The following is a 25,838-nucleotide window of genomic DNA, read 5'->3' on the forward strand; positions in this document are numbered from 1 at the left end:
CTCCGGCGCGGCCGGCCGGCGTCCGCCCGCAAGCGGGTCCGGCGTACGCAGGTTTGCGTACGCCGGGTACGCCGTTCAGGGGGCGCGGAGCCGGCCGGTCCGCCCTAGGGTCGAGGAGTGGACTTCCTGACGACCCGGTTGCGACGCGACTGGTGGCTGCTGCCGGTGCTGGCGATCTGCCTGATCGGCACCCTCAAGCGCGACGACGCCCACTTCACCCAGCCGACGAAGTACGCCGCGGTGCTGATCGTCGTCGCGGTGCTGGCGCTGCTGCTGCGCGAGGAGCTCCCCGAGGTGACCGTGCTGGTCAATGCCGGCGCCGTCGCTCTGTTCTTCGCGGCCAGCTTCGCCGACGGCCCGGTCTACCTGACCGTGCTGCTCAGCACCTTCGCACTCGCCTCCCGCAGGCCGCCCCGCTCCTGGCTCCCGTACGTCGGCGCCGCGCTCGTGCTGATCGTCGTCGGCCTGATCCACCGCGAGATCAGCATGAGCGTGAAGAGCACGCTCGGCAGCGTCGGCTGGATCAGCTGGTTCGTCACCATCGACCTGGCCGCGGCGGTGCTGGCGATGGCGATCCGCAACCGTCGCGAGACCAGCACCGAACGGGTCCGCCGGACCGAGACCGAGGAGCGGCTGCGGATGGCGCAGGACCTGCACGACGGGGTCGGGCACGGGCTGGCGGTGATCGCCATGCAGGCCGGGGTGGCGCTGCACGTGCTCGACCGAGACCCGGCCGCGGCCCGGCGTTCGCTGGAGGCGATCCGGGACACCAGCCGGGAGTCGCTGGACGCGCTCCGCGACGAGCTGACTCGGCTGGCGCCGCGGACCGCGCCCGGCTTGGTGGCGGGACCGATGGCGGGGGCCGCGACCGGCCCTGCCGGCACCGAGCCGGCGCCCCGGACGCCCCGCAACGGGCTCGCCGAGCTGGAGACCCTCGCGTCGCGGATCCGAGCCGGCGGGCTGGAGGTCGAGCTCGACATCGACGGCAGGGGTGCTGGACCTGGCGCCGAGGCCGTCGCCTACACGGTCGTCCAGGAGGCGCTGACCAACGTCCTGCGGCACGCGGGCGCCGGCACGGCGCGGGTGCGGGTCCGAGCCGGCGCCTCCCTGGAGGTCACCGTCGAGGACGACGGCAGCGGTCCGACGCCCGAGGCGCTCGACAGCTCCGGACTGGGTATTTCCGGGCTGGGTATTTCTGGGATGCGGTCCCGGGTGCAGGCCCTCGGCGGCACCCTGGAGACCGGGCCGGCCCCGGGCGGCGGGTTCCGGGTGCACGCGGTGATCCCGGGGGAGGCGCCGTGATCAGGGTCGTGGTGGTCGACGACCAGGCCGTGGTCCGGATGGGTCTCGCGACGCTGATCGGGTCCGAGGACGGGGTCGAGTTGGTCGGCGAGGCGGCCGACGGCCGGGCCGGGCTCGCGATGATCCGGGCGCAGCGGCCCGACGTGGTGCTCAGCGACATCCGGATGCCGGTCCTGGACGGGCTCGGCCTGCTCCGCGACGTGGTCGCCGACCCGGAGCTGGGACACGTGCGGGTGGTGATGCTGACGACCTTCGAGCTCGACGAGTACGTCTTCGAGGCGCTCCGGCTCGGCGCCAGCGGGTTCCTGCTCAAGGACGCCGACCCGGTCAGCCTGCTGGACGCGATCCGGGTGGTCGCCGACGGCGGCTCGTTGCTGGCGCCGTCGGTGACCCGGCGGGTGATCGAGCAGTTCGGCGCGGTCACCGCGACCCCGGACGCGAACCCCGACCTGACCGCCCGGATCGCCGAGCTCACCGAGCGCGAGCGGGAGATCGTCGGCTGGGTCGCGACCGGGCGCTCCAACCAGGAGATCGCCGCCGAGCTGGTGCTGAGTCCGGACACCGTGCGGACCCACGTCAGCCGGGCGATGGTGAAGCTTCGGGCACGCGACCGCGCCCAGCTGGTGGTCTTCGCGATCCAGTCCGGCCTCAGCTGAGCCGGGCCTGCAGGTCGCCGTACGGGATCGCGCCGTCGACGAAGCCGAAGGTGCCCTCGAGCATCTCCCGGCCGGCACGCTCCACCAGGGTCAGGACCGCGCGGGTCAGGCTGCCGCCGATGCTGATCCGGGCCACCCCGGCGGCCCGGAGCGCGGCGGCGTCGTGGGTCGGGCCCGCCAGGCCGGCGACGACGTTGACCGGGGCTCCGATCTCCGCAGTCAGCCGGCCGATCTCGGCGAGGTCGGTGACGCCGGGCACGAAGACGCAGTCGGCCCCGGCCTCGACGTACCGGTGGGCTCGGCGCACGGTCTCGGCGAACGCGTCCGGGTGCCCGGTGAGGTAGGTGTCGGTGCGTGCATTCAGCACGAAGGCGCCGACAGGAGCGCAGCTGCGGGCGGCCGCGACCCGGTCGGCCGCGTCCTCGACGTCGCGCAGCGCGCCCGCGGCGTCCAGGTCCTCGAGGTTCGCACCGACGACGCCGACGGCGATCGCGGCGGCCACGGTGTCCGCCACGCCGGCCGGGTCCTCGGCGTAGTCGGACTCCAGGTCCGCGGTGACCGGGCAGTCCACCGCCGCGGTGATCCGGGTGATCGCGGCGAGCATCGCCGGCCAGCCCAGGGTGCTGTCCGCGACCCCGTGGCTGAAGGCGATCCCCGCACTGGTGGTCGCCAGCGCCGGGAAGCCGACCTGGGCGAGGATCCGCGCGGACCCGGCGTCCCACACGTTCGGCAGCACGAAGCTGGCACCCGGGCGGTGCAGCGCGAGGAAGGCAGCGGCCTGGTCTGGTGAAGGGCTCATGGCGTCAATCTAGGTGCCCGCGCCGACGACTCCCAGGGCCGGCGCGGGCCGGTCGGGCAGACTGGCGGCGTGACCGGCGTCCTGGACAACCTCCTCACCCTGAACCCGGTCTGGTTGCTGAGCGTCGCGGCGCTGCTGGTCTTCCTCGAGGACGCGATCTTCGTCGGCTTCGTGATCCCCGGCGAGACGGCCGCGGTCCTGGCCGGGGTCGGTTCCTCGCTGCAGCACCTCTCGCTCGCGGTCTCGATCGTGGTGATCGTCGTGGCCGCGGTCGTCGGCGACTCGGTCGGCTACGAGGTCGGCAAGAAGTTCTTCGGGCCGCGGGTGATGGCCAGCAAGCTGCTCGCCCAGCACCAGGTCCGGGTCGGACGGGCCCAGGAATTCCTCCGCCGACGCGGTGGCATCGCCGTCTTCCTCGGTCGGTTCACCGCGTTCTTCCGGGCGATGATGCCGGCGCTCGCCGGCGCCTCCGGGATGCCGTACCGGACGTTCCTGGCGTGGAACGCGATCGGCGGGATCGTCTGGGGCGCCGCGTTCGTGGTGCTCGGCTACGCCGCCGGCAGCTCCTACCACCGGGTCGAGCACCAGGTCGGCCGCGGGCTCGCGATCGGGTTGGTCGGGGTGGTGGTCGCCCTGCTCGTGGTCTGGCGGGTCCGTTCCGAGCGGGAGCCGAGGAACGCCGAAGGCCCGGACGTCTGAGCATCCGGGCCCTCGTCGTACGGGTCAGCAGGTCAGCTGAGCGCCCACTCCTCGTGGTAGCCCTCGACCTCGGACGCGCTGCGTGCGGCCGGGCCGGTGTAGATCGCCGAGGGGCGGATCAGCCGTCCGGTGCGCTTCTGCTCCAGGATGTGCGCCGACCAGCCGGCGGTACGGGCGCAGGTGAACATCGAGGTGAACATGTGCGGCGGGACCTGCGCGAAGTCCAGGACGATGGCCGCCCAGAACTCGACGTTGGTCTCCAGCACCCGGTCCGGCCGGCGCTCGCGCAGCTCGGCGAGGGCGGCCTTCTCGAGCGCCTCGGCGACCTCGTAGCGCGGCGCGTTCAGCTCGCGCGCCGTCCGCCGGAGCACCCGGGCGCGCGGGTCCTCGGCCCGGTAGACCCGGTGGCCGAAGCCCATCAGCCGCTCGCCGTCGTCGAGCAGCTTCTTGACGTAGGTCGAGGCGTCGCCGATCCGCTCGACGTCCTCGATCATGCTCAGCACCCGGGCCGGCGCGCCGCCGTGCAGCGGGCCGCTCATCGCCCCGACGGCACCGGAGAGCGCGGCGCAGGCGTCGGCTCCGGTCGAGGTGATCACCCGGGCGGTGAAGGTGGAGGCGTTCATGCCGTGCTCGGCGGCCGAGGACCAGTAGGCGTCGATCGCCTTGACGTGCAGCGGGTCGGGCTCGCCCTGCCAGCGGATCATGAACCGCTCGGCGATCGTCGAGGCCTTGTCGACCTCCTTCTGCGGGATCATCGGCTGGCCGACGCCGCGGGCCGCCTGGGCGACGTACGAGAGCACCATCACGGCCGCACGGCCGACGTCCTCGCGGACCTGGGCGTCGTCGATGTCGTAGGTCTGCTGGATGCCCCAGGCGGGGGCGAGCATCGCGATCGCGGACTGCACGTCGACCCGGATGTCGCCGGAGTGGACCGGGAGCGGATACGGCTCGGCGGGCGGCAGGCCCGGTTCGTAGGCGCCGTCGACCAGCAGGCCCCAGACCTTCTCGAACGGGATCCGTCCGACGATCTCCTCGATGTCGACACCGCGGTAGCGGAGCGCCGACCCTTCCTTGTCCGGCTCTGCGATCTGCGTCTCGAAGGCGATCACGCCTTCCAGTCCGTGGTGCACCTCGGTCATCTGGAACTCCTTCGTTCGGCTCAGGCGGAGCCGGGAGGGGATCGCCCTGGCCGGACCCAGCCAGATCTTAGGGTAGTGGGGTGACTCCTGATGACCTGGCCGCCCTGCGCGCCGAGTACGAGCTGGGCGGCCTCGACGAGGCCGACCTGGACGCCGACCCGTTGACGATGTTCTCGCGCTGGTTCGCGGAGGCGCGAGCAGCGGGACTGGTCGAGGCGAACGCGATGGTCCTCGCCACCAGCACCCCGACCGGTCCGAGCACGCGCACGGTGCTGCTCAAGGGCCTGGACCCGGGCGGCTTCGTCTTCTTCACCAACTACGAGTCCCGCAAGGCTGCTGAGCTCGCGGTCTCCCCGGCCTGCGCGCTGCTCTTCGGCTGGTACCCGCTGCAGCGCCAGGTCCGGATCGAGGGCGTCGCCGAGAAGGTCGCCCGGGCGGAGACCGAGGAGTACTTCGCGTCCCGCCCCCGCGACTCGCAGCTGGGGGCGTGGGCCTCGCGGCAGTCGGCGGAGGTCGGGTCCCGCGAGGACCTCGATGCCGCGTACGCCGAGGCGGAGCAGCGGTTCGCGGGCCAGGAGATCCCGGCGCCGCCGTTCTGGGGCGGCTACCGGGTCGTCCCCACCCGGATCGAGTTCTGGCAGGGCCGGCGCGGACGGATGCACGACCGGCTCGTCTATCTCGACGGCCCGGAGGGGTGGCGCAGCGCCCGGCTCGCACCTTAGGTTCGAGAGGAGCGGACGGCATCGGGTCGCCCGCTCTTCTCGGAGGTATTCGCCATGCGCAGAAGTCACACCTCGGCAGCCGTCACCTCGGCCGCCGTTCTGCTCGCCGCGACGGTCGCAGGAACAGCCTCGACCTCGTCCGCGAGCCCGTCCCAGGTCCGGCAGCAGGCAGCGACGTCGTACGTCGTCCTCGCCGACCAGGGCGCGTCCGTCGACCAGCTCGCCGGCCGGCTCCGTGCCGCCGGGGCGAAGGTCACCTCGGTCAACCGGGCGATCGGGATGGTCTCGGTCGAGTCCGCCGATGCCGGGTTCCGGGCATCGGCCGCGAAGGTCAGCGGAGTCGACGGCGTCGCCGCCGACCGGAGGATCGGGTACTCCCCGAGCAGGCGCCCGCTGGGCGTCGAGCGCGAGAACCTCGGCACCGCCCGGCAGGGGAAGGCGGCGCGGGCCAAGCACGCGAAGGCGCCGAAGACCGATCCGTTCGACTCCCAGCTGTGGGGGATGAAGATGATCGGCGCCGACCGGGCGCACCGGATCACGCTCGGCTCCAAGAAGGTCCGGGTCGGCATCATGGACACCGGTGTCCAGGGCGACCACCCGGACATCCACGTCAACTTCGACACCAAGCGCTCGCGCAACTTCGTCACCGACATCCCGGCGATCGACGGTCCCTGCGAGAACGCGAGCTGCGTCGACCCGGTCGGTGAGGACGACAACGGCCACGGCACCCACGTCGCCGGCACGATCGGTGCCGCGATGAACGGCCTCGGGGTCAGCGGGGTCGCGCCGAAGGTGGACCTCGTCGAGGTGCGCGCCGGCCAGGACAGCGGCTACTTCTTCCTGCAGCCGACCGTGGACGCGCTCACCTACTCCGCGGACGCGGGGCTGGACGTCGTCAACATGAGCTTCTACGTCGACCCGTGGCTCTACAACTGCGCTGGCGGTGCGCCGGAGGACACCCCGGAGCAGGCGGCCGAGCAGGGCGTCATCATCGAGGCGATGAACCGGGCGCTGGCCTACGCGCACCGGAAGAACGTCACCCTGGTGGCCGCGACCGGCAACAACCACGAGGACCTGGCGAACCCGCGTACCGACATCAGCAGCCCGGACTACGGCGCCGACCCGCACGACCGGACGATCGACAACGCCAAGTGCCTCGACCTGCCGGTCGAGGGCCGCAACGTGATCGGCGTGAACGCGCTCGGGCCGTCGGGCACGAAGTCGGACTACTCCAACTACACGACCGACCTGCGGTCCGGCGAGGTCGAGGTCTCGGCGCCGGGCGGGTACTTCCGGGACGGGCTCGGGACGCCGTCGTACCGGGTCAACGGGAACATGATCCTGTCGACGGTGCCGCTGGTCTCGCTGCAGGACACCGGGGAGGTCGACGCCGACGGCAACATCACGCCGGACGGGGTGGCCACCGGGGTGCAGAAGGTCTGCCCGGCGAAGCCGGCCAAGGGCACCTCCGCCTGCGGTTACTACGCCTTCTACCAGGGCACCTCGATGGCGACGCCGCACGCTGCCGGTGTGGCCGCGCTCGCCGTCGGCGCGCACGGCCGCAACCTCGGGCACGGTGACTTCGGGCTGCGACCGGACGTGGTCCGGGCGCTGCTGCTCGGCACTGCCACCGACCACGCCTGCCCGGCGGGCGGGTTCCAGAGCTACGTCGACGTCGGCCGGTCGGCGGAGTTCGACGCGACCTGCGTCGGGACCGCTCGGCACAACGGGTTCTACGGTCACGGCATCGTGAACGCCTACCGCGTCGTGCGGTAGGCGCCCGGAAGCACGCAGCGACCCTCGCCGACTGCCCGGCGAGGGTCGCTGTGCGTCCGAGGTCGTCGCTCAGACCCGGCTCGGCCGCCGTACCCAGAGCGTGGCGAGCGAGGCCAGCACTCCGACCGCGGTGATCGCGACGATCACGCGCAGCCCCGGCAGCATCCCCGGGATCAGCTGGTCGGTCAGCGCCGGGCCCTCGCTGGCCGCAGAGCTGGCCAGGATCGCGGAGACCACGGCGAGCACGACGGCACCGCCGAGCTGGACCGAGGTGTTGACCAGTCCCGAGGCGAGCCCCTGCTCGTGGTCGGCGACGCCGGCGGTGGCCTGGGCGTTGATCGACGGGAACGCGGTCGCGAACCCGACGCCGAGCAGCAGCATCGTCGGGAGCAGCAGCACCGTGTAGCCGAGGCCGGGGTCGACCCGCAGGAACAGCGCGTACGCCGCCAGGAAGGACACCAGGCCGATCGCGATCAGCGCCTGGGTGCTGACCCGCTCGAGCACCCGGTCCATCCGGGTCGAGCTGGCGATCACCAGGACGCCCGCCGGCAGGAAGCCGAGCGCCATCGCCATCGGCGACCAGCCCAGCGAGTCCTGCAGGTAGAGCGTCACCAGGAACTGGAAGGAGAAGTACCCGCCGGCCATGATCGCGCCGGCCGCGTTGGCGTGCACCAGGTGCCACGACCGGAGGATCCCGAGCCGCACCAGCGGGGCCGGGTGCCGGAGCTCGACCGCGACGAACACCGCGGCCAGCGCCAGCGAGACCGCGAAGAGGCCGAGCACCAGGCCGCTGGTCCAGCCGTGGTCCGGCGCCTCGACGACCGCGACCACCAGGGTGAGCAGCGAGGCGGTGCTGGTCAGCGCGCCGACGAGGTCGAACTCGGCGATCGAGCGCAGCGTCCGGGCCGCCGTCGGGATCACCTTGGCGCCGACCAGGACGAGCAGCAGCGACACCGGGCCGGGGAGCAGGAAGGTGGCCCGCCAGCCGATCTCGGTCAGGATGCCGCCGAAGACCAGGCCCAGCGAGAAGCCGCTCGCCCCGACCACGGTGTAGATGCTCAGCGCCTTGTTGCGCGCCGGTCCCTCGGCGAAGGTCGTGGTGATGATCGAGAGGCCGGCCGGCACGGTGAAGGCCGCGGCAACGCCCTTGACGAAGCGCAGCGCGATGATCGCCTCCGGGCTGCTCAGCGTCGCGCTGACCACCGAGGCGATGCCGAAGACGGCGACCGCGGTGAGGAAGACCTGGCGCCGGCCGAGCAGGTCGGCCGCGCGGCCGCCGAGCAGCAGCAGGCCGCCGTACCCGAGGACGTAGCCGCTGACGATCCATTGCAGCGCGGACGGCGACATCGCCAGCTCGGAGCCGATCGACGGGAGCGCGACGCCGACCATCGAGATGTCGAGGCCGTCGAGGAACAGGGCGCCGCAGAGGACGACGAGCAGGAGCCAGGTGCGGGAGGACCAGTCGTGGGCGTCGGAGACGGTGGCCGTGGTCTCGCGGCGCGTGGGGAGGGCGGTGGTTGTCATGCTCGCCATACTTATGCACATGCATAAGATGCGCAAGCAAATAATGCAGAAACATATTATGCGCCAGAATGTGTTACCCTCCGAGCATGTCCGCGCGTACCGATGACGCCCTCGCGGCCGAGTGGCACCGCCTGATGGGGCGCTACCAGCGGCTGATGTGCGTCCTCGACCGCGAGCTCGGCGCCGAGCACGGCCTGAGTGCCAGTGAGTTCGAGGTGCTCCAGCAGCTGGAGCAGGCCGAGGAGTGCAGCCTGCGGATGTCGGTGCTCGCCGACGGCGTCCACCTCTCGCAGAGCGCGCTGTCCCGCCTGGTCACCCGGCTCGAGCGCGACGGCCTGATCGAGCGCAAGTCCTGCTCCCAGGACCGCCGGTCGCTGTTCGTCGCGCTGACCGACGCCGGTCGCACTCGGTACGCCGACGCCCGCCCGACCCAGCGCCGGGTGCTGCGCGAGGAGGGCTCGGACTGCCTGGAGCAGCCGGCCTGACCGCGGGCAGCGGAAAATGCAGTTGTGAGTGAGTGCTCACTCATCTAGCCTGGCGCGGTGACCCCTCGTGCCCCCGCCCTGCCTCCCCGTGAGCGGCGCCTCGCCCTGATCGAAGCGACCCTGCCGCTGCTGCACGAGCACGGCCGCGCGGTCACCACCCGCCAGATCGCCGATGCCGCCGGGGTCGCGGAGGGCACCATCTTCCGGGTCTTCACCAGCAAGGACGAGCTGGTCGACGAGGCCGTCATCCATGCGTTCCGGTCGGGGACCTTCGTCACCGAGCTCGAGACCGTCGACCGGGACCTGCCGCTGCGGGAGCGGCTGATCGAGATCGCCCGGCTGCTCCAGGAGCGCTTCATCTCCTCGTTCGGGTTGATCCGGGCGCTCGGCATGATGGGCCCGCCGGATGCCGTCAAGGCCGACCACGACCGCCGCCGCGACTGGCGCGCGCACGTCGCGTACGCCATCACCGCTCTGATCGAACCGGACGCCGAGCTGCTCCGGGTCCCGCCCGCCGAGGTCACCCGGGTGCTGCGGCTGCTGGTGTTCGCCGGCAGCCACGCCGAGATAACCGATGGCGAGCTGCTGTCTCCGACGGAGATAGTCGACATCGTCCTGGTCGGACTGCTCGCCGACCCCGTCGCCGAGAACCCGACCGTCCTGAAGGAGAAGTCCTGATGCTGTTCCGCCTGATCAAGGAGCATCTCCGCCCCTACCGCCGACCGCTCGCGATCGTGGTCGCGCTGCAGTTCGTCGGCACCGGGGCGATGCTCTACCTGCCCAGCATCAACGCCGACATCATCGACTTCGGCGTCGTCCCCGGCGACACCGGCTACATCCTGCGGCACGGTGGGTTGATGCTGGCGATCTCGTTGTTGCAGATCGCCTGCTCGGTGGTGGCGGTCTGGTTCTCGGCCCGGACGGCGATGGCCTTCGGGCGTGACGTCCGCGCCGCGCTCTTCCACCGGGTCGGCGGGTTCTCGGCGCGCGAGGTCCAGCACTTCGGTGCGCCGTCGCTGATCACCCGCGAGACCAACGACGTCCAGCAGGTCCAGATGCTGGTGCTGATGGGCGGCACCCTGATGGTCTCCGCGCCGATCATGATGGTCGGCGGCATCGCGATGGCGATCCACGTCAACGTCGGCCTCTCCTGGCTGGTGGCCCTGGTGGTCCCGGTGCTGGCCGGGTCGATCGGCTTCATCGTGACCCGGATGATTCCCAGCTTCCGGGTGATGCAGGAGCGCATCGACGAGGTCAACCGGCTGCTGCGCGAGCAGATCACCGGGGTCCGGGTGGTGCGCGCGTTCGTCCGGGAGGACCGCGAGACCAAGCGCTTCGCCGCGGCGAACAAGGACCTGACCGAGGTCTCGATCAGTGCCGGCCGCTGGCAGGCGGGGATGTTCCCGACGGTGATGCTGGTCGCGAACGTCGCGTCGGTGGCGGTGCTCTGGTTCGGCGGCCACCGGGTCGAGTCCGGGCAGATGCAGGTCGGCGACCTGACGGCCTACCTGTCCTACCTGATGCAGATCGTGATGAGCGTGATGATGGCGACCTTCATGATGATGATGATCCCGCGCTCCGCGGTCTGCGCGGACCGGATCGTGGAGGTGCTCGACACCGAGTCCTCGGTGGTCCCGCCCGCGCACGGCGTCACCGTCGAGACCGAGCCGGGGGTGCTCCGGTTCGAGGACGTCGGCTTCACCTACCCGGGCGCCGACGTCGGCGTCGTCCGGGACGTCTCCTTCGAGGCGCGTCCCGGCCAGACGGTGGCGATCATCGGCTCCACCGGCGCCGGCAAGTCCACGATGGTGAACCTGGTGCCGCGGCTCTTCGACGCCACCGAGGGCCGGGTGCTGGTCGGCGGGGTCGACGTCCGGGACCTGGATCCGGAGACCCTCTGGGCCCGGCTCGGCCTGATCCCGCAGAAGGGCTTCCTGTTCAGCGGCACCATCGCCAGCAACCTGCGGTACGGCAAGGCGGACGCGACCGACGAGGAGATGTGGGCGGCCCTCGAGGTGGCCCAGGGCCGGGACTTCGTCGCGGCGATGCCCGAAGGCCTGGAGGCGCCGATCGCGCAGGGCGGTACCAACGTCAGCGGCGGCCAGCGGCAACGGCTGGCGATCGCCCGGGCGCTGATCCGCAGACCGGACATCTACCTCTTCGACGACTCGTTCTCGGCGCTCGACCTGGCCACCGATGCCCGGCTGCGCGCCGCGCTCAAGCCGGTGACCGCCGAGGCGACCGTGGTGATCGTCGCGCAGCGGGTCTCCACCATCCGCGACGCCGACCTGATTCTGGTCGTCGAGGACGGCGAGATCGTCGGCCGCGGCACGCACGCCTCGCTGATCGAGGAGTGCCAGACCTACCAGGAGATCGTCGCGTCCCAGATGAGTGCGGAGGAGGCAGCATGAGCGACACCAAGCCCGCCGGCCAGCTCAAGGAGACCGAGCGCGTTCAGGCCGGACCGGGCGGTCCCGGTCGCGGTCCGTTCGGCGGCGGCATGGTCGGCCAGAAGGCCTCCACCTTCAAGCCTTCGGCGAAGCGGCTGCTCGCCCGGATGCGCCCCTACCGGATCAAGGCGGGGGCGGTGGTGGCGCTCACCGTGGTCAGCGTGGTGCTCAGTGCCGTGGGCCCGCGGATCCTCGGCAAGGCCACCGACCTGATCTTCGCCGGCCTGCTCGGCGGCAACCTCGGCCGCAGCCCGGAGTTCCGTCCGGGGGAGACCCGGGCCGAGGTCGTCGAACGCCTCCGAGCCGCCGGGGAGGACAAGCAGGCGGACCTGATCGCCTCGATGAAGGACCTGGTCCCCGGCCAGGGCGTCGACTTCGACAAGGTCGGCCAGGTGCTCCTGGTGGTGCTCGCCATCTACGTGCTCGGCTCCGCGCTGGCCTGGCTGGCCGGCTACCTGCTCAACGACGTCGTCCAGGGCACCGTCCTGACGATGCGCTCGGACGTCGAGGACAAGGTCAACCGGCTGCCGCTGAGCTACTTCGACTCGCAGCCGCGCGGCGAGCTGCTCAGTCGGGTCACCAACGACATCGACAACATCAGCCAGTCGTTGCAGCAGACGATGAGCCAGCTGCTCACCTCGGTGCTCACCGTCTTCGCGGTGCTCGGCATGATGATCTGGATCTCGCCGCTGCTGGCGATCGTCGCGGTCGTCACGGTGCCGGTCTCGATGGTGGTCACCGGGCGGGTGATGAAGCGCTCGCAGGGCATGTTCGTGCAGCAGTGGCGTCGTACCGGACGGTTGAACGCGCACATCGAGGAGACCTTCTCCGGCCACTCGCTGGTCAAGGTCTTCGGCCGGCAGGCGGACTCGGAGCGAGTCTTCGCCGAGGAGAACGAGGAGCTCTACAAGGCCTCCTTCTCGGCGCAGTTCGTCAGCGGCCTGATCATGCCGATCATGATGTTCATCGGGAACCTCAACTACGTGATCGTGGCCGTGCTCGGCGGGTTGCGGGTCGCCAGCGGCTCGCTGTCGCTGGGCGAGGTGCAGGCCTTCATCCAGTACACCCGGCAGTTCACCCAGCCGCTCTCCCAGGTCGCCTCGATGGCCAACCTGATGCAGTCCGGGGTGGCCTCGGCGGAGCGGGTCTTCGAGCTGCTGGATGCGCCGGAGGAGCCGCTCGAGGGCAGCACCGCGCCGGTGGACCCGAGCCTGCGCCGCGGGGAGGTCCGCTTCGAGAACGTGACCTTCAGCTACCACCCGGACAAGCCGCTGATCGGCGACCTCTCGCTGGTCGCCGACCCCGGGCACACCGTCGCGATCGTCGGACCGACCGGCGCCGGCAAGACCACCCTGGTCAACCTGGTGATGCGGTTCTACGACGTGCAGAGCGGCCGGATCACGCTGGACGGCGTGGACATCTCCTCGATGCCGCGCGCCGCCCTCCGGTCGCAGACCGGGATGGTGCTGCAGGACACCTGGCTCTTCGAGGGCACCATCCGCGACAACATCGCGTACGGCGCCCCGGACGCCTCCGAGGAGCAGATCCTGGAGGCTGCCCGGGCGACCTTCGTGGACCGGTTCGTGCACTCGCTGCCGGACGGGTACGACACCGTGATCGACGAGGAGGGGTCGAACCTGTCGGCCGGCGAGCGCCAGCTCGTCACGATCGCGCGGGCGTTCCTCTCCGATCCGGCGCTGCTGATCCTGGACGAGGCCACCAGCTCGGTCGACACCCGCACCGAGCTGCTCCTGCAGAAGGCGATGGCGGCGCTGCGCACCGACCGGACCTCGTTCGTGATCGCGCACCGGCTCTCCACGATCCGGGACGCCGACCTGATCCTGGTGATGGAGGACGGTGCCATCGTCGAGCAGGGCACCCACGACGAGCTGCTGCTCGCGGACGGCGCCTACGCCCGGCTCTACAACGCCCAGTTCGCGGCTGCGGTGGCGGGTTGATAAACCCGTTGTCCGGGCCCGGCGGCCGACGTACCGTGGTCGCACACGGAAAGGAGGTGGTCCCAGAAATGCATTCTTCTAGGACGAGTGAGGTGGCTGCTAGCTAGCAGCACCCGAGCCCCTTCCGCTCCTTGAGCCGACCGGGGCGATCGCTGGCGGCTGCCGGCGAATCCACAGCAGCCACCCGACCCGCAGGCGCGCCGGTAGTCCACCGGCCCGGGCCCTTCGGCCCACGCCTGCGGGTCGCTGCGTTCCCGGACGTCGAGCCTGTCGAGACGAGGTGAGCCGCCTCGACTCCCGGACGTCGAGCCTGTCGAGACGAGGTGAGCCGCCTCACAGACGGTTGCGCAACGCAACTAAATAGTTGCAGAATACAACTATGACTTCCACCCTTCCGTCTGAAGTGCGGGCACCGGCCGGCGATCCCGGCCCGATGTCGCACCGCGAGATCCTCGAGGCCCTCTCCGGCCTCCTCCTGGCGATGTTCGTCGCGATGCTCTCGAGCACCGTCGTCTCCAACGCCCTGCCCAGCATCGTCAGCGACCTGAACGGCAGCCAGTCCGGCTACACCTGGGTCGTCGTGGCCACCCTGCTGACCATGACCGCGTCGACCCCGATCTGGGGCAAGCTGGCCGACCTCTTCGACAAGAAGCTGCTCGTCCAGTCCGCCCTCGTCATCTACGTGATCGGGTCGCTGATCGCGGCACTGGCCCCGTCGATGGGCGTCCTCATCGGCGCCCGCGCCTTCCAGGGCCTCGGCGTCGGCGGTCTCACCGCCCTGGTCCAGGTCGTGATCGCCTCGATGGTCGCGCCCCGCGAGCGCGGCCGGTACTCCGGCTACATCGGTGCCGTGTTCGCGATCGCCACCGTCAGCGGGCCGCTGATCGGCGGCCTCCTCGTCGACGTGCCCGGCCTCGGCTGGCGCTCCTGCTTCTACGTCGGCATCCCGATCGCGGCGATCGCCTTCGTGGTGCTGCAGAAGACCCTGCACCTGCCCGTCGTACGGCGCCAGGTCAGCATCGACTACCTCGGCGCCGGCCTGATCGCCGGTGGCGTCTCGACCCTGCTGATCTGGGTGTCGCTGGCCGGCAACGACTTCGGCTGGACCTCGGGCACCAGCTACCTGCTGGTCGCGCTCGGCGTGCTGCTGCTCGCAGCCGCCGTGTACGTCGAGGCCAAGGTCGCCGTCGAGCCGATCATCCCGGTGCACCTGTTCGCCGACCGGACCACGTCGCTGGCGGTGACCGCGAGCATCTTCGTCGGTGTCGCGATGTTCGGCGCCACCGTCTACCTGTCGCAGTACTTCCAGATCGCCCGCGGGATGACCCCGACGCACGCCGGGCTGATGTCGATCGCGATGGTCGGCGGCCTGCTGGTCTCCAGCATCGTCAGCGGCCGGGTGATCACCGCGACCGGTCGCTGGAAGGGCTTCCTGGTCGGCGGCATGGTCCTGGTGATCGCCGGCCTGGTCCTGCTCAGCACCATCGACGAGCGGACGCCGCTGGTGGTCGTCGGGCTCTTCATGGCCGTGGTCGGCGTCGGCCTCGGGTCGACGATGCAGAACCTGGTGCTGGCCGTCCAGAACAACGCGGCCGAGTCGGACATCGGCTCGGCGAGCGCCGTGGTGACCTTCTTCCGGTCGATGGGCGGCTCGATCGGCGTGTCCGCCCTCGGCGCGCTGCTCAGTGCCCAGGTCGCCGACAAGGTGAGCACCGGCTTGGCCCACCTGGGCATCCGCGACACCGGCCACCAGAGCCACGAGATCCCGGACCTGTCGTCGCTGCCGGCGCCCGTTCGCGAGGTCTTCGAGCACGCCTTCGGGTCGGCCACCGGCGAGCTGTTCCTGGTCGCCACCCCGTTCGCGGTGCTCGCGCTGGTCGCGGTGCTGTTCATCAAGGAGGTGCCGCTGCGGACCACGGTGTCCGTACCGGAGCCGCTGCTGGAGCCGGTGGTCGACGAGGTCGTCGAGGCCGAGGTCGTCAGGGTCGCCCGATGAGCACCGCCGACCGCGACGAGGCGACCGCCTCGCTGGAGCACCAGATCGCGATGCTGCTGCGCCGGGTACGCCGGGGGACGGCCGAGCGGGCCGCGCTGGTGCACCCGGACCTGCACCCGACGTCGTACTCGCTGCTCTTCACGCTGGTCGACTTCGGGCCGCGGCGGGCCCGCGAGCTGGCGGAGATGTTCGCGCTCGACAAGGGCGCCGTCAGCCGGGTGGTGCACCAGCTGGTCGAGCTCGGGTTCGTCGAGCGGACGCCGGACCCGGACGACGGCCGGGCCCAGATCCTGGCCGCCACCCCGGCCGCGCTGACCCGGTTCGAGGAGGCCCGGGCCGGTCGCCGCAAGCACCTCGACCAGCGGCTCTCGGACTGGGGGACCGACGAGATCGCCGAGCTCGCCGCCGGCCTGGCCCGGTTCAACGACGTCAGCCCGGAGTGACCCGCGGCGACGGACCGGTTTCGGCTGCGAAACGGACGGAACGGACATAGAGTCGTCCGGTGGACGACGACTCTGGACTCGCCGGGCGACGCGAGACCTCCAGCCTGCTGGACGCGGTCCTGCTGATCAGCTCCGACCTGGACCTGCGAGGCGCCCTGGAGCGGCTGGTCCGCGCCTCGTGCACGCTGACCGGCGCGCGGTACGGCTTCCTGGGCCTGTTGGACGAGAACGGTGAGATCGCGGACTTCGTGATCCACGGCCTGGCCGACGAGGAGATCGCGGCGATCTCCTCGCTGCCGACCGGCAAGGGCATCCTCGGGGTGCTGATCGAGGACCCGCAGCCGCTGCGCCTCGACGTCCTCTCCGACCACGAGCGGTCGGTCGGCTTCCCGGCCAACCACCCGCCGATGACGACCTTCCTCGGGGTGCCGGTCCGGGTCGACGGCCGCGTCTACGGCAACCTCTACCTGACCGAGAAGGCCGGCGGCGCGTCGTTCACCGAGTCCGACGAGGGGCTCCTCGAGGTGCTCGCCCAGGTCGCCGGCTTCGTGATCGGCAACGCCCGGACCCATGCGGCCGCGCAGCAGCGGCACCGCTGGCTCGAGGCCAGCGTCGCGATGTCGGACCAGCTGCAGGACGCGGCCCGGTCCGCGCACGCGCTCGCCGGGGTGGCCGCGCACCTGCGCGCGGTCGCGGACGCGCTGCTGGTCGTCGTGGTCCGCGACGCCGACGACGGTCCGGTCGTGGTCGGCGTCGACCGCGCCGCGTCCGAGGCCGCTACCGGGATCTCCGTGGGCGAGCTCGTCGACGGGATGCGCGCGGCCCTGGCCACGGCGAGCACGACCTCGGAGGCGGCGATCGTCGGGAGGGTCGGCGGGACTACCCGGCTGGTCGTCCCGGTGCTCTCCCAGGTCGCCCCCGACCACCTGCTCGTCGTCGTCCTCGACGATGCCGCGCTCGGGGTAGAGGGCCCCGACCTCGACCTGTTCGTGGCCTTCGCCGGCCAGGCCTCGCTCGCGCTGGACCGGACCCAGGCGCTCGCCGACCGCCAGGACCACGTGCTGATCGCCGACCGCGACCGGATCGCCCGCGACCTCCACGACACCGTGATCCAGCGGCTCTTCGCGACCGCGCTCCAGCTCCAGGGCCTCCGTCGTACGGTGCTGCTGGACGAGGCGAAGGTCCGGCTCGGCGAGGCGGTCAGCGAGCTCAACGCGACCATCCGGGACATCCGCTCGACCATCTTCGAGCTGCGCCACGACGACGGCGGGTCGCTGAAGACCGAGATCAGGACCCTGGCCAAGGAGTACGTCCAGATCCTCGGCTTCACGCCCTTCGTCCGGATCCGCGGCCCGGTCGACGTCGCCGTACCGGTGGAGGTCGCCGAGAACCTGATCGCCACGATGCGCGAGGCGCTCTCCAACGTGGCGCGTCACGCCGAGGCGGACGCCTGCGTCGTGGAGGTGGAGGTCTCCCAGGGGAGGTTGCTCCTCCGGATCACCGACAACGGGCGCGGGATCGACGGCGAGGTCGCCGAGAGCGGGTTGCGCAACATGCGGGACCGGGCCGTCGAGGCCGGCGGAGGGTTCCGGATCGGGCTCGAGGAACCGCACGGGACACTGCTGGAGTGGCACGTCCCCTTGGAAGCCTGAGCGAGCTCAGGCTTCGGGGAGCCAGACCTTCTTGGCCAGCAGGAGCCCGTCGCCCACGGGGAGCAGGGCGGGGACGAGGGATTCGTGCTCGTTGACGACCCGGCAGAGCTCGCGGATCGCGATCGTCTCGGGGTCGCGCTGGGCGGGGTCGGCGACCCGGTCGTGCCAGAGCGCGTTGTCGAACGCCACCACACCGCCGGGGCGGAGCAGGCGGAGCGCCTCGCCGAGGTATTCCGGGTACTCCTGCTTGTCGCCGTCGGCGAACACGATGTCGTAGTGCCCGTCGGTCAGCCGGGGCAGGACCTCCAGGGCCGCGCCGGGGATGAGCCGGGCGCGCTGGGACGGGATGCCGGCCTCGGTGAAGGTCTCCTTCGCGAGCCGCTGGTGCTCGGCCTCGGTGTCGACCGAGGTCAGGACCCCGTCGGGACGCATCCCGCGCAGCATCCACAACCCGGAGACGCCGGTGCCGGTGCCGATCTCGACGACGGCCCGGGCATCGAGGACCGAGGCGAGGAAGCGCAGGGCTGCGCCGCTGCCGGCACCGATCGGGTCGACCCCGACCTCCTCCGCACGCGCCCGAGCATTCGCCAGGACGGTGTCCTCGGCGACGTACTCCTCGGAGTAGCTCCAGCTCGCGGGCTTCGGTGCGGTGACGATGACGTCCTCCTGGTCGGATGTGCGTTGGGTGGACTGTACCGCCGCCACCGGGTCGGATCGCGGGAACACTTCGGCGTTCCCAGCCGTTCTTCTTCCGACGTGACCGTGGTCGCACGAGGTGAGACGATTGATTGTCGACCCTCAGGGCGGTCTCAGGTCGCTCTCAACTTCAGTTCCTAGCGTGGAGGTCCCAGCAGTCGATGGTCCGTCGTCTCGACACGAACCGAACCAAGGAGCCCGCCATGAGCCAGTCCTCGAGTGAGCACCTGGGCACGGACGCGCCCGCCGTTCCGTCCTGGGACCAGATCGTCGAGGACCACTCGGCCCGGGTGTACCGGCTCGCCTACCGGCTGACCGGCAACCCGTACGACGCCGAGGACCTGACCCAGGAGGTCTTCGTCCGGGTCTTCCGCTCGCTGCATACCTACACCCCGGGGACCTTCGAGGGCTGGATCCACCGGATCACCACCAACCTCTTCCTCGACCAGGCCCGGCGCAAGAGCCGGATCCGCTTCGACGCGCTGCCCGAGGACGCCGACAACCGGCTGCCGAGCCCGGTCGCGACCCCGGACGCGGCCTACCTGAACCAGATGTTCGACGCCGACGTCGAGGCCGCCCTCGCCGCGCTGGCCCCGGACTTCCGCGCGGCCGTCGTGCTCTGCGACGTCGAGGGCCTTTCCTACGAGGAGATCGCCGACGTCCTCGGCGTCAAGATGGGCACCGTCCGCTCGCGCATCCACCGCGGTCGTTCGATGCTGCGCAAGGCGCTGGCGCACCGGGCCCCGACCCCTGGCCGGGTGCGCGTCTCCGGCCCGCAGCTGGTGGGCCGAGCGCAGTGATCCTCGCTTCGCTCGTCAACGCCACGTCGCCGCACCCCGGTGACCGCACCGCAGTGCCGCTGGCGGGGCCTCGAGCAAGCTCGGGCGCTCGGAGGCTCGCGCCGTGATCCTCAAGCTCCACGGCCACATCGGGTCGAGCGCTTCGGCGCTCGTCGACGGTCAGCTCTCCGCGGCGGAGGAGGAGCGGGCCTGGAGCCACATCCTCGGCTGCCCCGGCTGCCGTCGCCTGGTCGAGCGCGAGGGCTGGATCAAGCAGCGCCTCGCCGGCCTCGGTGCCGGTCCCAGTCAGGTGGCCGCGCCGGCCGGACTGCTCGGCACCCTGTACGACGTGGACGCCTGGGCGGCCGTCGACGAGATCGAGCGCCGCTCCACCCGCCGCCGGGCCGCGGTCGCCGTGGCCGGCGCCAGCTCGGTCGGGATCGCCGTGATCGCGCTGATGACGGTGACCGCTCCGCCGGTCAGCCGCGGCGAGGTTCCCGGCCAGCCGAGCCCCGCGATGATCGGCAACGGCGTCCCCCGGAACGCCCCCGGCACCGGGTTGAGCGCGGACATCGAGAACGCCGCCTTCGGCGGTAGGTCAAGATAGGCGTGTGAGCGACACCGACAACACCGGGCCGGCCTCCGACGACGCGCCGGCCGGGTTCCCGTACGAGGCCCCGATCGAGTACGAGCCGACCACGCCGTACGAGCTGCCGGAGGAGATGACGCCTCCCGGCGGGGACGAGACCCGTGCGGACACGCAGCCGCCGCCGTACGAGAGCCCGTACGGCGTGCAGCCGGCGGTCGCTCCGTACCCCGAGCAGACGCCCCCGCAGCCCTACGCCGAGCAGCCCACCTACGCCGGCCAGCCGCAGTACCAGCAGCAGTACCCGCCGCAGCAGGCCTGGGGCGCGCCGGTGCCGCCGCCGTACCTGTCGGTCCCGGCCCCGCCGAAGCCCGAGCGCGCCCGCGTCCCCGGGTGGACCTGGCCGCTGGTGAGCGTCCTGGCGCTGCTGCTCGGCATCGGCGGCGGTTTCCTCGGCGGCACCCTGGCCAACGACGACAACAACTCCTCCGGCGGGGTGCTGAAGGTCGAGCGGCGTACCGCGCAGCCGCTCCCGGACGACAACGCCAGTGTCGCCACCGTCGCCCAGAAGCTGCTGCCGAGCACCGTGCAGATCGTCGCCGAGTTCGGCGGTCGCGCCCAGGGGGCGACCGGTTCCGGGTTCGTCTTCGACAAGCAGGGCCACGTGATCACCAACAACCACGTCGTCGCCGAGGCCGCCGAGGACGACGGCCCGATCGACGTGATCGACCAGGACGGCGTGCACCACAAGGCGACCGTGGTCGGGCGCAGCCCCGTCTACGACCTGGCCGTGCTCAAGGTGGACGACTCCGCGAACCTGCAGCCCGCCGCGATCGGCTCGGCCGACCAGATGCGCGTCGGCGAGACCGTGATCGCCTTCGGGTCGCCGCTCTCGCTGTCCGCTTCGGTGACCAGCGGCATCATCAGCGCCGTGCACCGCCCGGTCAGCACCGGCGACGGGGACGACGCCTCGTTCATCAACGCGATCCAGACCGACGCCGCGATCAACCCCGGCAACTCCGGCGGGCCGCTCGCGAACCTCCAGGGCGAGGTGATCGGGGTGAACTCGGCCATCGCCACCCTGGGCGCCAGCGCCGGTCAGGAGGGGTCCAACATCGGCATCGGCTTCGCCATCCCGATCGAGCAGGTCCAGGTCACCGCCGACCAGATCCTGCGCACCGGGAAGGCCCAGTACCCGGTCATCGGCGTCAGCGTCCGCGGGACCGAGGGCGGCGGCGGTGCCGAGGTCAAGGAGATCACCGCCGGTACGCCGGCCGCGAGCTCGGACCTCAAGGTCGGCGACGTGATCACCGCGGTCGACGGGGATCGGGTCACCAACCAGACCGACGTGGTGGTCGCGATCCGCTCGCACCTGGTCACCGACACGGTGGAGCTGACGGTGAAGCGGGGGAGCAAGACCCTCAAGATCAAGGTCGGTCTGGTCGCGAAGACCGGGTGAGCCCGGACTGACGCGGTGACCTCTGCGCGTTCGTCACCGCATCTCGACAGGCTCGATGTCCGGGACGGCGATGTCCGGGACGCGGGCCCGTTCGGCGACTAGGTCGCGTCGACGTCGTAGGGAGGGCGCTCGCCGGGCTCCAGGGCGGGACCGCCGTTCCCGGGCGACGCCATCGCCGCCTGGGCGGTGGCGAGGTCGTCCTCGTCCATCGCCTCGAGGATGTGCTTGCGGATCGCCACCCGCGGGTCGAGGTCGGTCAGCTTGAGGTCGGCGAACTCCGGACCGAGCTCGTTGCGCAGGTCGGACTGGGCCGACTGGGCGAAGGTGCGCAGCTGCCGCACCATCCGGCCGGCCTGGCGGGCGTAGTCCGGGAGCTTGTCTGGACCGAAAACGATGATCCCGATCACCATGATGACCGCCAGCTCCGGCAGTCCTACTCCGAACATGCAGCGAGTCTAGAGCGTGGCCCCTGGGCCGTCCCTCAGAACCGGGACGACGGCGTCAGCCCGAGCTGCAGGCCGGCGAGCCCGCGCCCGCGACCGGAGAGGTCGGCGGCGATCTTGTGCAGCACCCGCGCGGCCGGTGAGGTCGGGTCGGCCTCGACGACCGGCTTGCCGGCGTCGCCGCCCTCGCGCAGCGAGATGTCCAGGGGGATCTCGCCGAGCACCGGGACGTCGTACCCGAAGCGCTCGCTCAGGGTCTTCGCGACCCGGGCGCCGCCGCCGGAGCCGAACAGGTCGATCCGGTGGTCCTTGCCCTCGGACAGGCAGTGCGGGCAGGCCAGGTAGCTCATGTTCTCGATCACGCCGATGACGCGCTGGTGCATCATCGACGCCATCGTGCCGGCGCGCTCGGCGACCTCGGCGGCGGCCTCCTGCGGCGTGGTCACCACGATGACCTCGGCACTGGGCAGGTGCTGGCCGAGCGAGATCGCGACGTCGCCGGTGCCCGGCGGGAGGTCCAGGACCAGCGCGTCCAGGTCGCCCCAGTACACGTCGGCGAGCATCTGCACGAGGGCCCGGTCGAGCATCGGGCCGCGCCAGGCGACGACCTGGTCGCGGCGGGGCTTGAGCATCCCGATCGAGATCACCGAGACGCCGCTGGCGGTCGGGACCGGCATGATCAGGTCCTCGACCTGGGTCGGCTGGGAGTCGGCGATGCCGAACATCGCCGGGATCGAGTGGCCGTAGATGTCGGCGTCGAGCACGCCGACCTTGAGCCCCTGGGCGGCGAGGCCGAGAGCCAGGTTCACGGTGACCGAGGACTTGCCGACGCCGCCCTTGCCGGAGGCGATCGCGTAGACCTTGGTCAGCGAGTCCGGCTTGCCGAACGGGATCTCGCGCTGGGCCTGGCCGGCCTGGCCGCCGGACAGGATGTCCTTGAGGCCCGAGCGCTGCTCGGCCGTCATCACGCCGAGCTCGAGGTCCACGGCGGTGACGCTGGCGACCTTCGAGACCGCGGCCGTCACGTCCCTGGTGATGGTGTCCTTCAGCGGGCAGCCGGCGACCGTCAGCAGCACCTTGACGGACACCTTGCCGGTGTCGTCGATGTCGACGGACTCGACCATCCCGAGATCGGTGATCGGACGCTTGATCTCGGGGTCGTTCACGGTCGCCAGGGCGGCCTGGATCTGCTCGAGGACAGGGGAAGTCATGGCCCCCAGTCTACGTCCGTCAGCCGGAGGCCCTGTCCGGATCCTGGTCCGCGGGGGCATGAACCTGGTCACCCTCGGGTTCCGGGCCAGGATCGGGCTCCGGATCGGGCTCCGGTTCGGGCTCGCGCTGGTCCAGGTCGGCGAGCAGGCCGCGCAGCTCGGAGCGGAGGAAGTCCCGGGTCGCGACCTCGCCGAGCGCCATCCGCAGGGAGGCGACCTCGCGGGCCAGGAACTCCATGTCGGCGTGCGCTCGGGTGTTGGCCTGCCGGTCCTGCTCGGTCATCACCCGGTCGCGCAGCTCCTGGCGGTTCTGCGCGAGCAGGATCAGCGGGGCGGCGTACGACGCCTGCAGGCTGAGCATCAGGGTCAGGAAGATGAACGGGTAGTCGTCGAACCGGATGTCCTGGGGCGCCGCCAGGTTCCAGACGATCCAGATCAGCACGAACATCGTCATGTAGATCAGGAAGCGCGCGGTGCCCATGAACCGGGCGAACTGCTCGGCGAACGAGCCGAACCGGTCCTGGTCGCCCGCGGGGCGTCGTGCCAGGGAACGGCCGACCAACGAGCGCCGGACCTCCTGGGGCTGGTCCAGGCGTGCCCGCAGCCGGTCGTCGACCTTCTTGTCGACGACCTTCTTCTCGGTCGCGCGGCGCTCCGGCTTCCGCGGCTCCGGCGTCATCACGCGGACCCCGCTTGCTCGATCCGGCGGTCGCGCCAGCCGTCCGGGAGCAGGTGGTCGAGCAGGTCGTCGACGGTGACGGTGCCGAGCAGCCGGCCCTCGTCGTCGACCACCGGCGCCGCGACCAGGTTGTAGGTGGCCAGGAAGGTGGCCACGTCCTCCAGGCTGGCGTCGGCGTGCAGGTAGGTCAGGCCGGTGTCCAGGACGCCGGCGACCAGCTCGGAGGGCGGCTCGCGGAGCAGCCGCTGGATGTGCGCGACGCCGATCAGCTTGCCGGTGGGGGTCTCCAGCGGCGGCCGGCAGACGTGCACCAGGGCGGCCAGCGACGGGGTCAGCTCCTCGCTGCGGACGCGGGCCAGCGCCTCGGCGACGGTGGCGTCGGGGGAGAGGATCACCGGCTCCGGCGTCATCATGCCGCCGGCGGTCTCCTCGCCGTACTCGAGCAGCCGGCGGACGTCCTCGGCCTCGTCCGGCTCCATCAGCTCCAGCAGCCGGGCAGCGGTCTCCGGCGGCAGGTCCGCGATCAGGTCGGCGGCGTCGTCCGGGGACATCTCCTCGAGCACGTCCGCCGCACGCTCCTGGGAGAGCGCGGCGAAGATCTCGACCTGGTCCTCCTCGGGCAGCTCCTCGATGACCTCGGCCAGCCGCTCGTCGTCGAGGGCCGCGACCAGCTCGGCGCGACGCTCCGGCGGCAGCTCGTGGATCACGTTGGCGGCGTCGGCCGGCTTCAGGTCGGAGAGCGCCGCGATCAGGTGGGTGGTGCCCTGGTTGGCCTCGCGCCGGTGCAGGCCGTCGATGTCGCTCCACTCGACGACGTGGGTCTGGCCGCGGCGTCGGAAGCCCTTGCTGGTCTCCTGCAGCGCCACCCGGGAGAGCACCCAGTCACGCGTCCGGGCCTGCTCCATCGCGACGTCGAAGACCATCCCCTCGACGCCGGTGCTCTTCACCTTGACCTTGCGGTCGAGCATCTGGCCGATCACCAGGGTCTCGGCGGCGCGGAGCTCGAAGCGGCGCATGTTCAGCAGGCCGGTGGTGATCACCTGGCCGGAGTCGATGTTGGTGACCCGGGTCATCGGCGCGAAGATCCGCCGGCGCCCGAAGACCTCCACCACCAGGCCGACCACCCGGGGCTGGCGGACGTCGGCACGGAGCACCACCACGACGTCGCGGACCTTGCCGACCTGGTCGCCCTGGGGGTCGAACACCGGCAGCCCGGCGAGCCGGGCTGCGAAGACGCGGGTCGGTGTCGTGCTCACACGCGGAGCCTACCGAGCGCCCGAGCTGGCTCGAGCGGTCGACAGCGCGTGGACGAACGAAGTGAGGATCACGAGAGACCAGCCTATCGGTGGTGACGCCTTGTGACGGGTCGCCACGTCGGCCCGGCTCCGGGCAGGACAGACCGGTGCCCGGCGGGCAGGATGGGCCCATGACGGACACCGTGCTCTCCTACGACGTCGTCGACGTCTTCGCCGAGACCCCCTTCGCCGGCAACCAGCTGGCCGTGGTGCACGGCGCGGCCGGGCTGACCGACGCGCAGCTGCTGGCGATCACCCGGGAGTTCAACTACTCCGAGACGACCTTCCCGACCCCGGTCGGGCCGGACCGGTACCGGGTCCGGATCTTCACCCCGGGCGGCGAGATCCCGTTCGCCGGGCACCCGACCCTGGGCACCGCCTGGGTGCTGCGCGCCCAAGGCGCGCTGGCCGGCGGTACGGCGACCCAGGAGTGCGCAGCCGGCGAGGTCGGGATCCGGTTCCTCGACGACCTGGTCGAGCTGACCGCCGCCCCGCGCGACCTGGTCGGCCCGCTGGAGGACGCCGCCGTCGAGGCGCTGCTCGCCGAGATCGGCCTGACTTCGGCGGACCAGGCCGGTGAGGCGTGGGTGGCCGGGACCGGGCTCTCCTTCGTGCACCTCCCGGTCTCCGAGGACGCGGTCACCCGGGCCCGGCTCGGGTCCCGGCGGCTGCGCGAGGTGGTGGCGCTGCCGGAGACCCTCGACCCGCTGGAGGGGATCAACCTGCACGCGGTCGGCGACGGCGCGCCGCTGCCGGTGCACAGCCGGGTGTTCGTGCCCGGGCTGGCCGGCGCCGAGGACCCGGCCACCGGGTCGGCGGCGGCCGGACTCGGGATGGCGCTCGTCGCCCGCGGGATCCCGCTGCCGGCGGGGTACCGGATCCGCCAGGGCCTGGAGATCGGCCGGCCGTCGGTCCTGACCGGCGCGGTGGAGGTGGCCGACGGGACCGCCGCGAGGGTCCGGGTCGCCGGCCAGGTGCACCCGGTGGCGCACGGCGAGATCCGGCGACCGACGGCGCGCACGCCGTGAGCGGCGCCCTCGCTCGGGGCGGGTTCGGCGGGGCTGGATTCGGCGGGGTCGGATTCGGCGG

At 71.6% G+C, this 25,838-nt stretch carries 24 protein-coding genes; 16 read left to right on the forward strand and 8 right to left on the reverse strand.

All coding sequences use genetic code 11. The annotated features are described in order from the left end of the window. Positions 1 to 117 precede the first annotated feature (117 nt). The gene (locus EFK50_RS00670; RefSeq protein ID WP_123225619.1) at positions 118 to 1,302 is read left to right on the forward strand and encodes a sensor histidine kinase; all 1,185 of its coding nucleotides are present in this window, start codon (positions 118 to 120) and stop codon (positions 1,300 to 1,302) included. Then, complete coding sequence (locus EFK50_RS00675) at positions 1,299 to 1,958, forward strand: response regulator (protein ID WP_123225620.1); 660 nt, start codon at positions 1,299 to 1,301, stop codon at positions 1,956 to 1,958. Before EFK50_RS00670 ends, EFK50_RS00675 begins: the two co-directional genes overlap by 4 nt. Here the strand turns inward: EFK50_RS00675 and EFK50_RS00680 are convergent. Further along, positions 1,951 to 2,757, reverse strand: coding sequence for an isocitrate lyase/PEP mutase family protein (locus tag EFK50_RS00680; RefSeq protein ID WP_123225621.1), 807 nt, complete (start codon positions 2,755 to 2,757; stop codon positions 1,951 to 1,953). The two genes, EFK50_RS00675 and EFK50_RS00680, sit on opposite strands and share 8 nt — an antisense overlap. Before the next feature lie 69 nt (positions 2,758 to 2,826). Here EFK50_RS00680 and EFK50_RS00685 point away from each other — a divergent pair, with 69 nt between their 5' ends. After that, positions 2,827 to 3,456 (forward strand): DedA family protein, encoded by a 630-nt coding sequence (locus tag EFK50_RS00685; protein ID WP_123225622.1) that lies wholly within the window; start codon positions 2,827 to 2,829, stop codon positions 3,454 to 3,456. Between the two features lie 32 nt (positions 3,457 to 3,488). Here EFK50_RS00685 and EFK50_RS00690 read toward each other — a convergent pair whose 3' ends face one another. Then, positions 3,489 to 4,595: a citrate synthase 2 gene (locus EFK50_RS00690; protein WP_123225623.1), complete on the reverse strand. Its 1,107-nt coding sequence runs from the start codon at positions 4,593 to 4,595 to the stop codon at positions 3,489 to 3,491. Between the two features lie 80 nt (positions 4,596 to 4,675). Between EFK50_RS00690 and pdxH the strand changes: the two genes are divergently transcribed. Both pdxH and EFK50_RS00700 read left to right on the forward strand, forming a co-directional pair. After that, complete coding sequence (gene pdxH, locus EFK50_RS00695; protein ID WP_123225624.1) at positions 4,676 to 5,317, forward strand: pyridoxamine 5'-phosphate oxidase; 642 nt, start codon at positions 4,676 to 4,678, stop codon at positions 5,315 to 5,317. A gap of 54 nt (positions 5,318 to 5,371) precedes the next feature. Beyond that, entirely contained in the window at positions 5,372 to 7,093 is a 1,722-nt protein-coding gene (locus EFK50_RS00700; RefSeq protein ID WP_123225625.1) for a S8 family serine peptidase, read from the forward strand. Positions 7,094 to 7,162: 69 nt separating this feature from the next. Here EFK50_RS00700 and EFK50_RS00705 read toward each other — a convergent pair whose 3' ends face one another. Further along, a complete protein-coding gene (locus EFK50_RS00705; RefSeq protein WP_221177224.1) occupies positions 7,163 to 8,617 on the reverse strand; it encodes an MFS transporter in 1,455 nt (484 codons plus the stop codon). 86 nt (positions 8,618 to 8,703) lie between these two features. Between EFK50_RS00705 and EFK50_RS00710 the strand changes: the two genes are divergently transcribed. From EFK50_RS00710 to EFK50_RS00740, 7 genes are all read left to right on the forward strand, one after another. After that, on the forward strand, positions 8,704 to 9,102 hold the full coding sequence (locus tag EFK50_RS00710) for a MarR family winged helix-turn-helix transcriptional regulator (RefSeq protein WP_183407631.1): 399 nt from the start codon (positions 8,704 to 8,706) through the stop codon (positions 9,100 to 9,102). A 57-nt stretch (positions 9,103 to 9,159) separates the two neighbouring features. Further along, entirely contained in the window at positions 9,160 to 9,780 is a 621-nt protein-coding gene (locus tag EFK50_RS00715) for a TetR/AcrR family transcriptional regulator (protein WP_123225628.1), read from the forward strand. Further along, positions 9,780 to 11,513, forward strand: coding sequence for an ABC transporter ATP-binding protein (locus tag EFK50_RS00720; protein WP_123225629.1), 1,734 nt, complete (start codon positions 9,780 to 9,782; stop codon positions 11,511 to 11,513). The genes EFK50_RS00715 and EFK50_RS00720 overlap by 1 nt, the downstream gene beginning before the upstream one ends. After that, positions 11,510 to 13,510, forward strand: coding sequence for an ABC transporter ATP-binding protein (locus EFK50_RS00725; RefSeq protein ID WP_123225630.1), 2,001 nt, complete (start codon positions 11,510 to 11,512; stop codon positions 13,508 to 13,510). The genes EFK50_RS00720 and EFK50_RS00725 overlap by 4 nt, the downstream gene beginning before the upstream one ends. Positions 13,511 to 13,889: 379 nt before the next feature. Next, the gene (locus tag EFK50_RS00730) at positions 13,890 to 15,506 is read left to right on the forward strand and encodes an MDR family MFS transporter (protein ID WP_123225631.1); all 1,617 of its coding nucleotides are present in this window, start codon (positions 13,890 to 13,892) and stop codon (positions 15,504 to 15,506) included. Next, positions 15,503 to 15,949, forward strand: a complete 447-nt coding sequence (locus EFK50_RS00735) for a MarR family winged helix-turn-helix transcriptional regulator (RefSeq protein ID WP_123225632.1) — start codon at positions 15,503 to 15,505, stop codon at positions 15,947 to 15,949. The genes EFK50_RS00730 and EFK50_RS00735 overlap by 4 nt, the downstream gene beginning before the upstream one ends. Positions 15,950 to 16,008: 59 nt before the next feature. After that, complete coding sequence (locus tag EFK50_RS00740) at positions 16,009 to 17,601, forward strand: GAF domain-containing sensor histidine kinase (protein ID WP_123225633.1); 1,593 nt, start codon at positions 16,009 to 16,011, stop codon at positions 17,599 to 17,601. 6 nt (positions 17,602 to 17,607) lie between these two features. Here EFK50_RS00740 and EFK50_RS00745 read toward each other — a convergent pair whose 3' ends face one another. Beyond that, on the reverse strand, positions 17,608 to 18,258 hold the full coding sequence (locus EFK50_RS00745; RefSeq protein ID WP_123225739.1) for an O-methyltransferase: 651 nt from the start codon (positions 18,256 to 18,258) through the stop codon (positions 17,608 to 17,610). Between the two features lie 200 nt (positions 18,259 to 18,458). On the opposite strand from EFK50_RS00745, the gene sigE reads away from it, so the two are divergent. From sigE to EFK50_RS22785, 3 genes are all read left to right on the forward strand, one after another. Further along, entirely contained in the window at positions 18,459 to 19,097 is a 639-nt protein-coding gene (gene sigE, locus EFK50_RS00750; protein WP_123225634.1) for an RNA polymerase sigma factor SigE, read from the forward strand. Positions 19,098 to 19,200: 103 nt separating this feature from the next. After that, positions 19,201 to 19,683 carry an anti-sigma factor family protein gene (locus EFK50_RS00755; protein WP_123225635.1) on the forward strand — a complete coding sequence of 161 codons (483 nt, stop codon included), beginning with the start codon at positions 19,201 to 19,203 and terminating at the stop codon, positions 19,681 to 19,683. A gap of 4 nt (positions 19,684 to 19,687) precedes the next feature. Further along, the gene (locus EFK50_RS22785) at positions 19,688 to 21,121 is read left to right on the forward strand and encodes a S1C family serine protease (RefSeq protein WP_123225636.1); all 1,434 of its coding nucleotides are present in this window, start codon (positions 19,688 to 19,690) and stop codon (positions 21,119 to 21,121) included. Between the two features lie 98 nt (positions 21,122 to 21,219). On the opposite strand, the gene EFK50_RS00765 is transcribed toward EFK50_RS22785, so the two are convergent. Genes EFK50_RS00765 through EFK50_RS00780 form a run of 4 tightly spaced genes read right to left on the reverse strand, consistent with a single transcriptional unit; the run spans position 21,220 to position 24,710 of the window. Next, entirely contained in the window at positions 21,220 to 21,567 is a 348-nt protein-coding gene (locus EFK50_RS00765; RefSeq protein WP_123225637.1) for a sec-independent translocase, read from the reverse strand. 35 nt (positions 21,568 to 21,602) lie between these two features. Further along, on the reverse strand, positions 21,603 to 22,775 hold the full coding sequence (locus tag EFK50_RS00770) for an Mrp/NBP35 family ATP-binding protein (RefSeq protein ID WP_123225638.1): 1,173 nt from the start codon (positions 22,773 to 22,775) through the stop codon (positions 21,603 to 21,605). 19 nt (positions 22,776 to 22,794) lie between these two features. After that, positions 22,795 to 23,454 (reverse strand): DUF1003 domain-containing protein, encoded by a 660-nt coding sequence (locus EFK50_RS00775; RefSeq protein ID WP_123225639.1) that lies wholly within the window; start codon positions 23,452 to 23,454, stop codon positions 22,795 to 22,797. Further along, entirely contained in the window at positions 23,454 to 24,710 is a 1,257-nt protein-coding gene (locus tag EFK50_RS00780) for a magnesium transporter MgtE N-terminal domain-containing protein (protein ID WP_123225640.1), read from the reverse strand. The genes EFK50_RS00775 and EFK50_RS00780 overlap by 1 nt, the downstream gene beginning before the upstream one ends. A gap of 170 nt (positions 24,711 to 24,880) precedes the next feature. Between EFK50_RS00780 and EFK50_RS00785 the strand changes: the two genes are divergently transcribed. Beyond that, the gene (locus EFK50_RS00785) at positions 24,881 to 25,777 is read left to right on the forward strand and encodes a PhzF family phenazine biosynthesis protein (RefSeq protein ID WP_123225641.1); all 897 of its coding nucleotides are present in this window, start codon (positions 24,881 to 24,883) and stop codon (positions 25,775 to 25,777) included. Positions 25,778 to 25,838 lie beyond the last annotated feature (61 nt).

The organism is Nocardioides marmoriginsengisoli, from assembly GCF_003725695.1.
Lineage (GTDB): Bacteria > Actinomycetota > Actinomycetes > Propionibacteriales > Nocardioidaceae > Marmoricola > Marmoricola marmoriginsengisoli.

Excerpts from the sequence above, each read along its gene's own strand:
- EFK50_RS00680 (WP_123225621.1), bottom strand. The coding sequence starts at position 2,757 with ATGAGCCCTTCACCAGACCAGGCCGCTGCCTTCCTCGCGCTGCACCGC.
- EFK50_RS00690 (WP_123225623.1), bottom strand. The coding sequence starts at position 4,595 with ATGACCGAGGTGCACCACGGACTGGAAGGCGTGATCGCCTTCGAGACG.
- EFK50_RS00700 (WP_123225625.1), top strand. The coding sequence starts at position 5,372 with ATGCGCAGAAGTCACACCTCGGCAGCCGTCACCTCGGCCGCCGTTCTG.
- EFK50_RS00705 (WP_221177224.1), bottom strand. The coding sequence starts at position 8,617 with ATGACAACCACCGCCCTCCCCACGCGCCGCGAGACCACGGCCACCGTC.
- EFK50_RS00710 (WP_183407631.1), top strand. The coding sequence starts at position 8,704 with ATGTCCGCGCGTACCGATGACGCCCTCGCGGCCGAGTGGCACCGCCTG.
- EFK50_RS00720 (WP_123225629.1), top strand. The coding sequence starts at position 9,780 with ATGCTGTTCCGCCTGATCAAGGAGCATCTCCGCCCCTACCGCCGACCG.
- EFK50_RS00725 (WP_123225630.1), top strand. The coding sequence starts at position 11,510 with ATGAGCGACACCAAGCCCGCCGGCCAGCTCAAGGAGACCGAGCGCGTT.
- EFK50_RS00730 (WP_123225631.1), top strand. The coding sequence starts at position 13,890 with ATGACTTCCACCCTTCCGTCTGAAGTGCGGGCACCGGCCGGCGATCCC.
- EFK50_RS00735 (WP_123225632.1), top strand. The coding sequence starts at position 15,503 with ATGAGCACCGCCGACCGCGACGAGGCGACCGCCTCGCTGGAGCACCAG.
- sigE (WP_123225634.1), top strand. The coding sequence starts at position 18,459 with ATGGTCCGTCGTCTCGACACGAACCGAACCAAGGAGCCCGCCATGAGC.
- EFK50_RS00765 (WP_123225637.1), bottom strand. The coding sequence starts at position 21,567 with ATGTTCGGAGTAGGACTGCCGGAGCTGGCGGTCATCATGGTGATCGGG.
- EFK50_RS00770 (WP_123225638.1), bottom strand. The coding sequence starts at position 22,775 with ATGACTTCCCCTGTCCTCGAGCAGATCCAGGCCGCCCTGGCGACCGTG.
- EFK50_RS00775 (WP_123225639.1), bottom strand. The coding sequence starts at position 23,454 with ATGACGCCGGAGCCGCGGAAGCCGGAGCGCCGCGCGACCGAGAAGAAG.
- EFK50_RS00785 (WP_123225641.1), top strand. The coding sequence starts at position 24,881 with ATGACGGACACCGTGCTCTCCTACGACGTCGTCGACGTCTTCGCCGAG.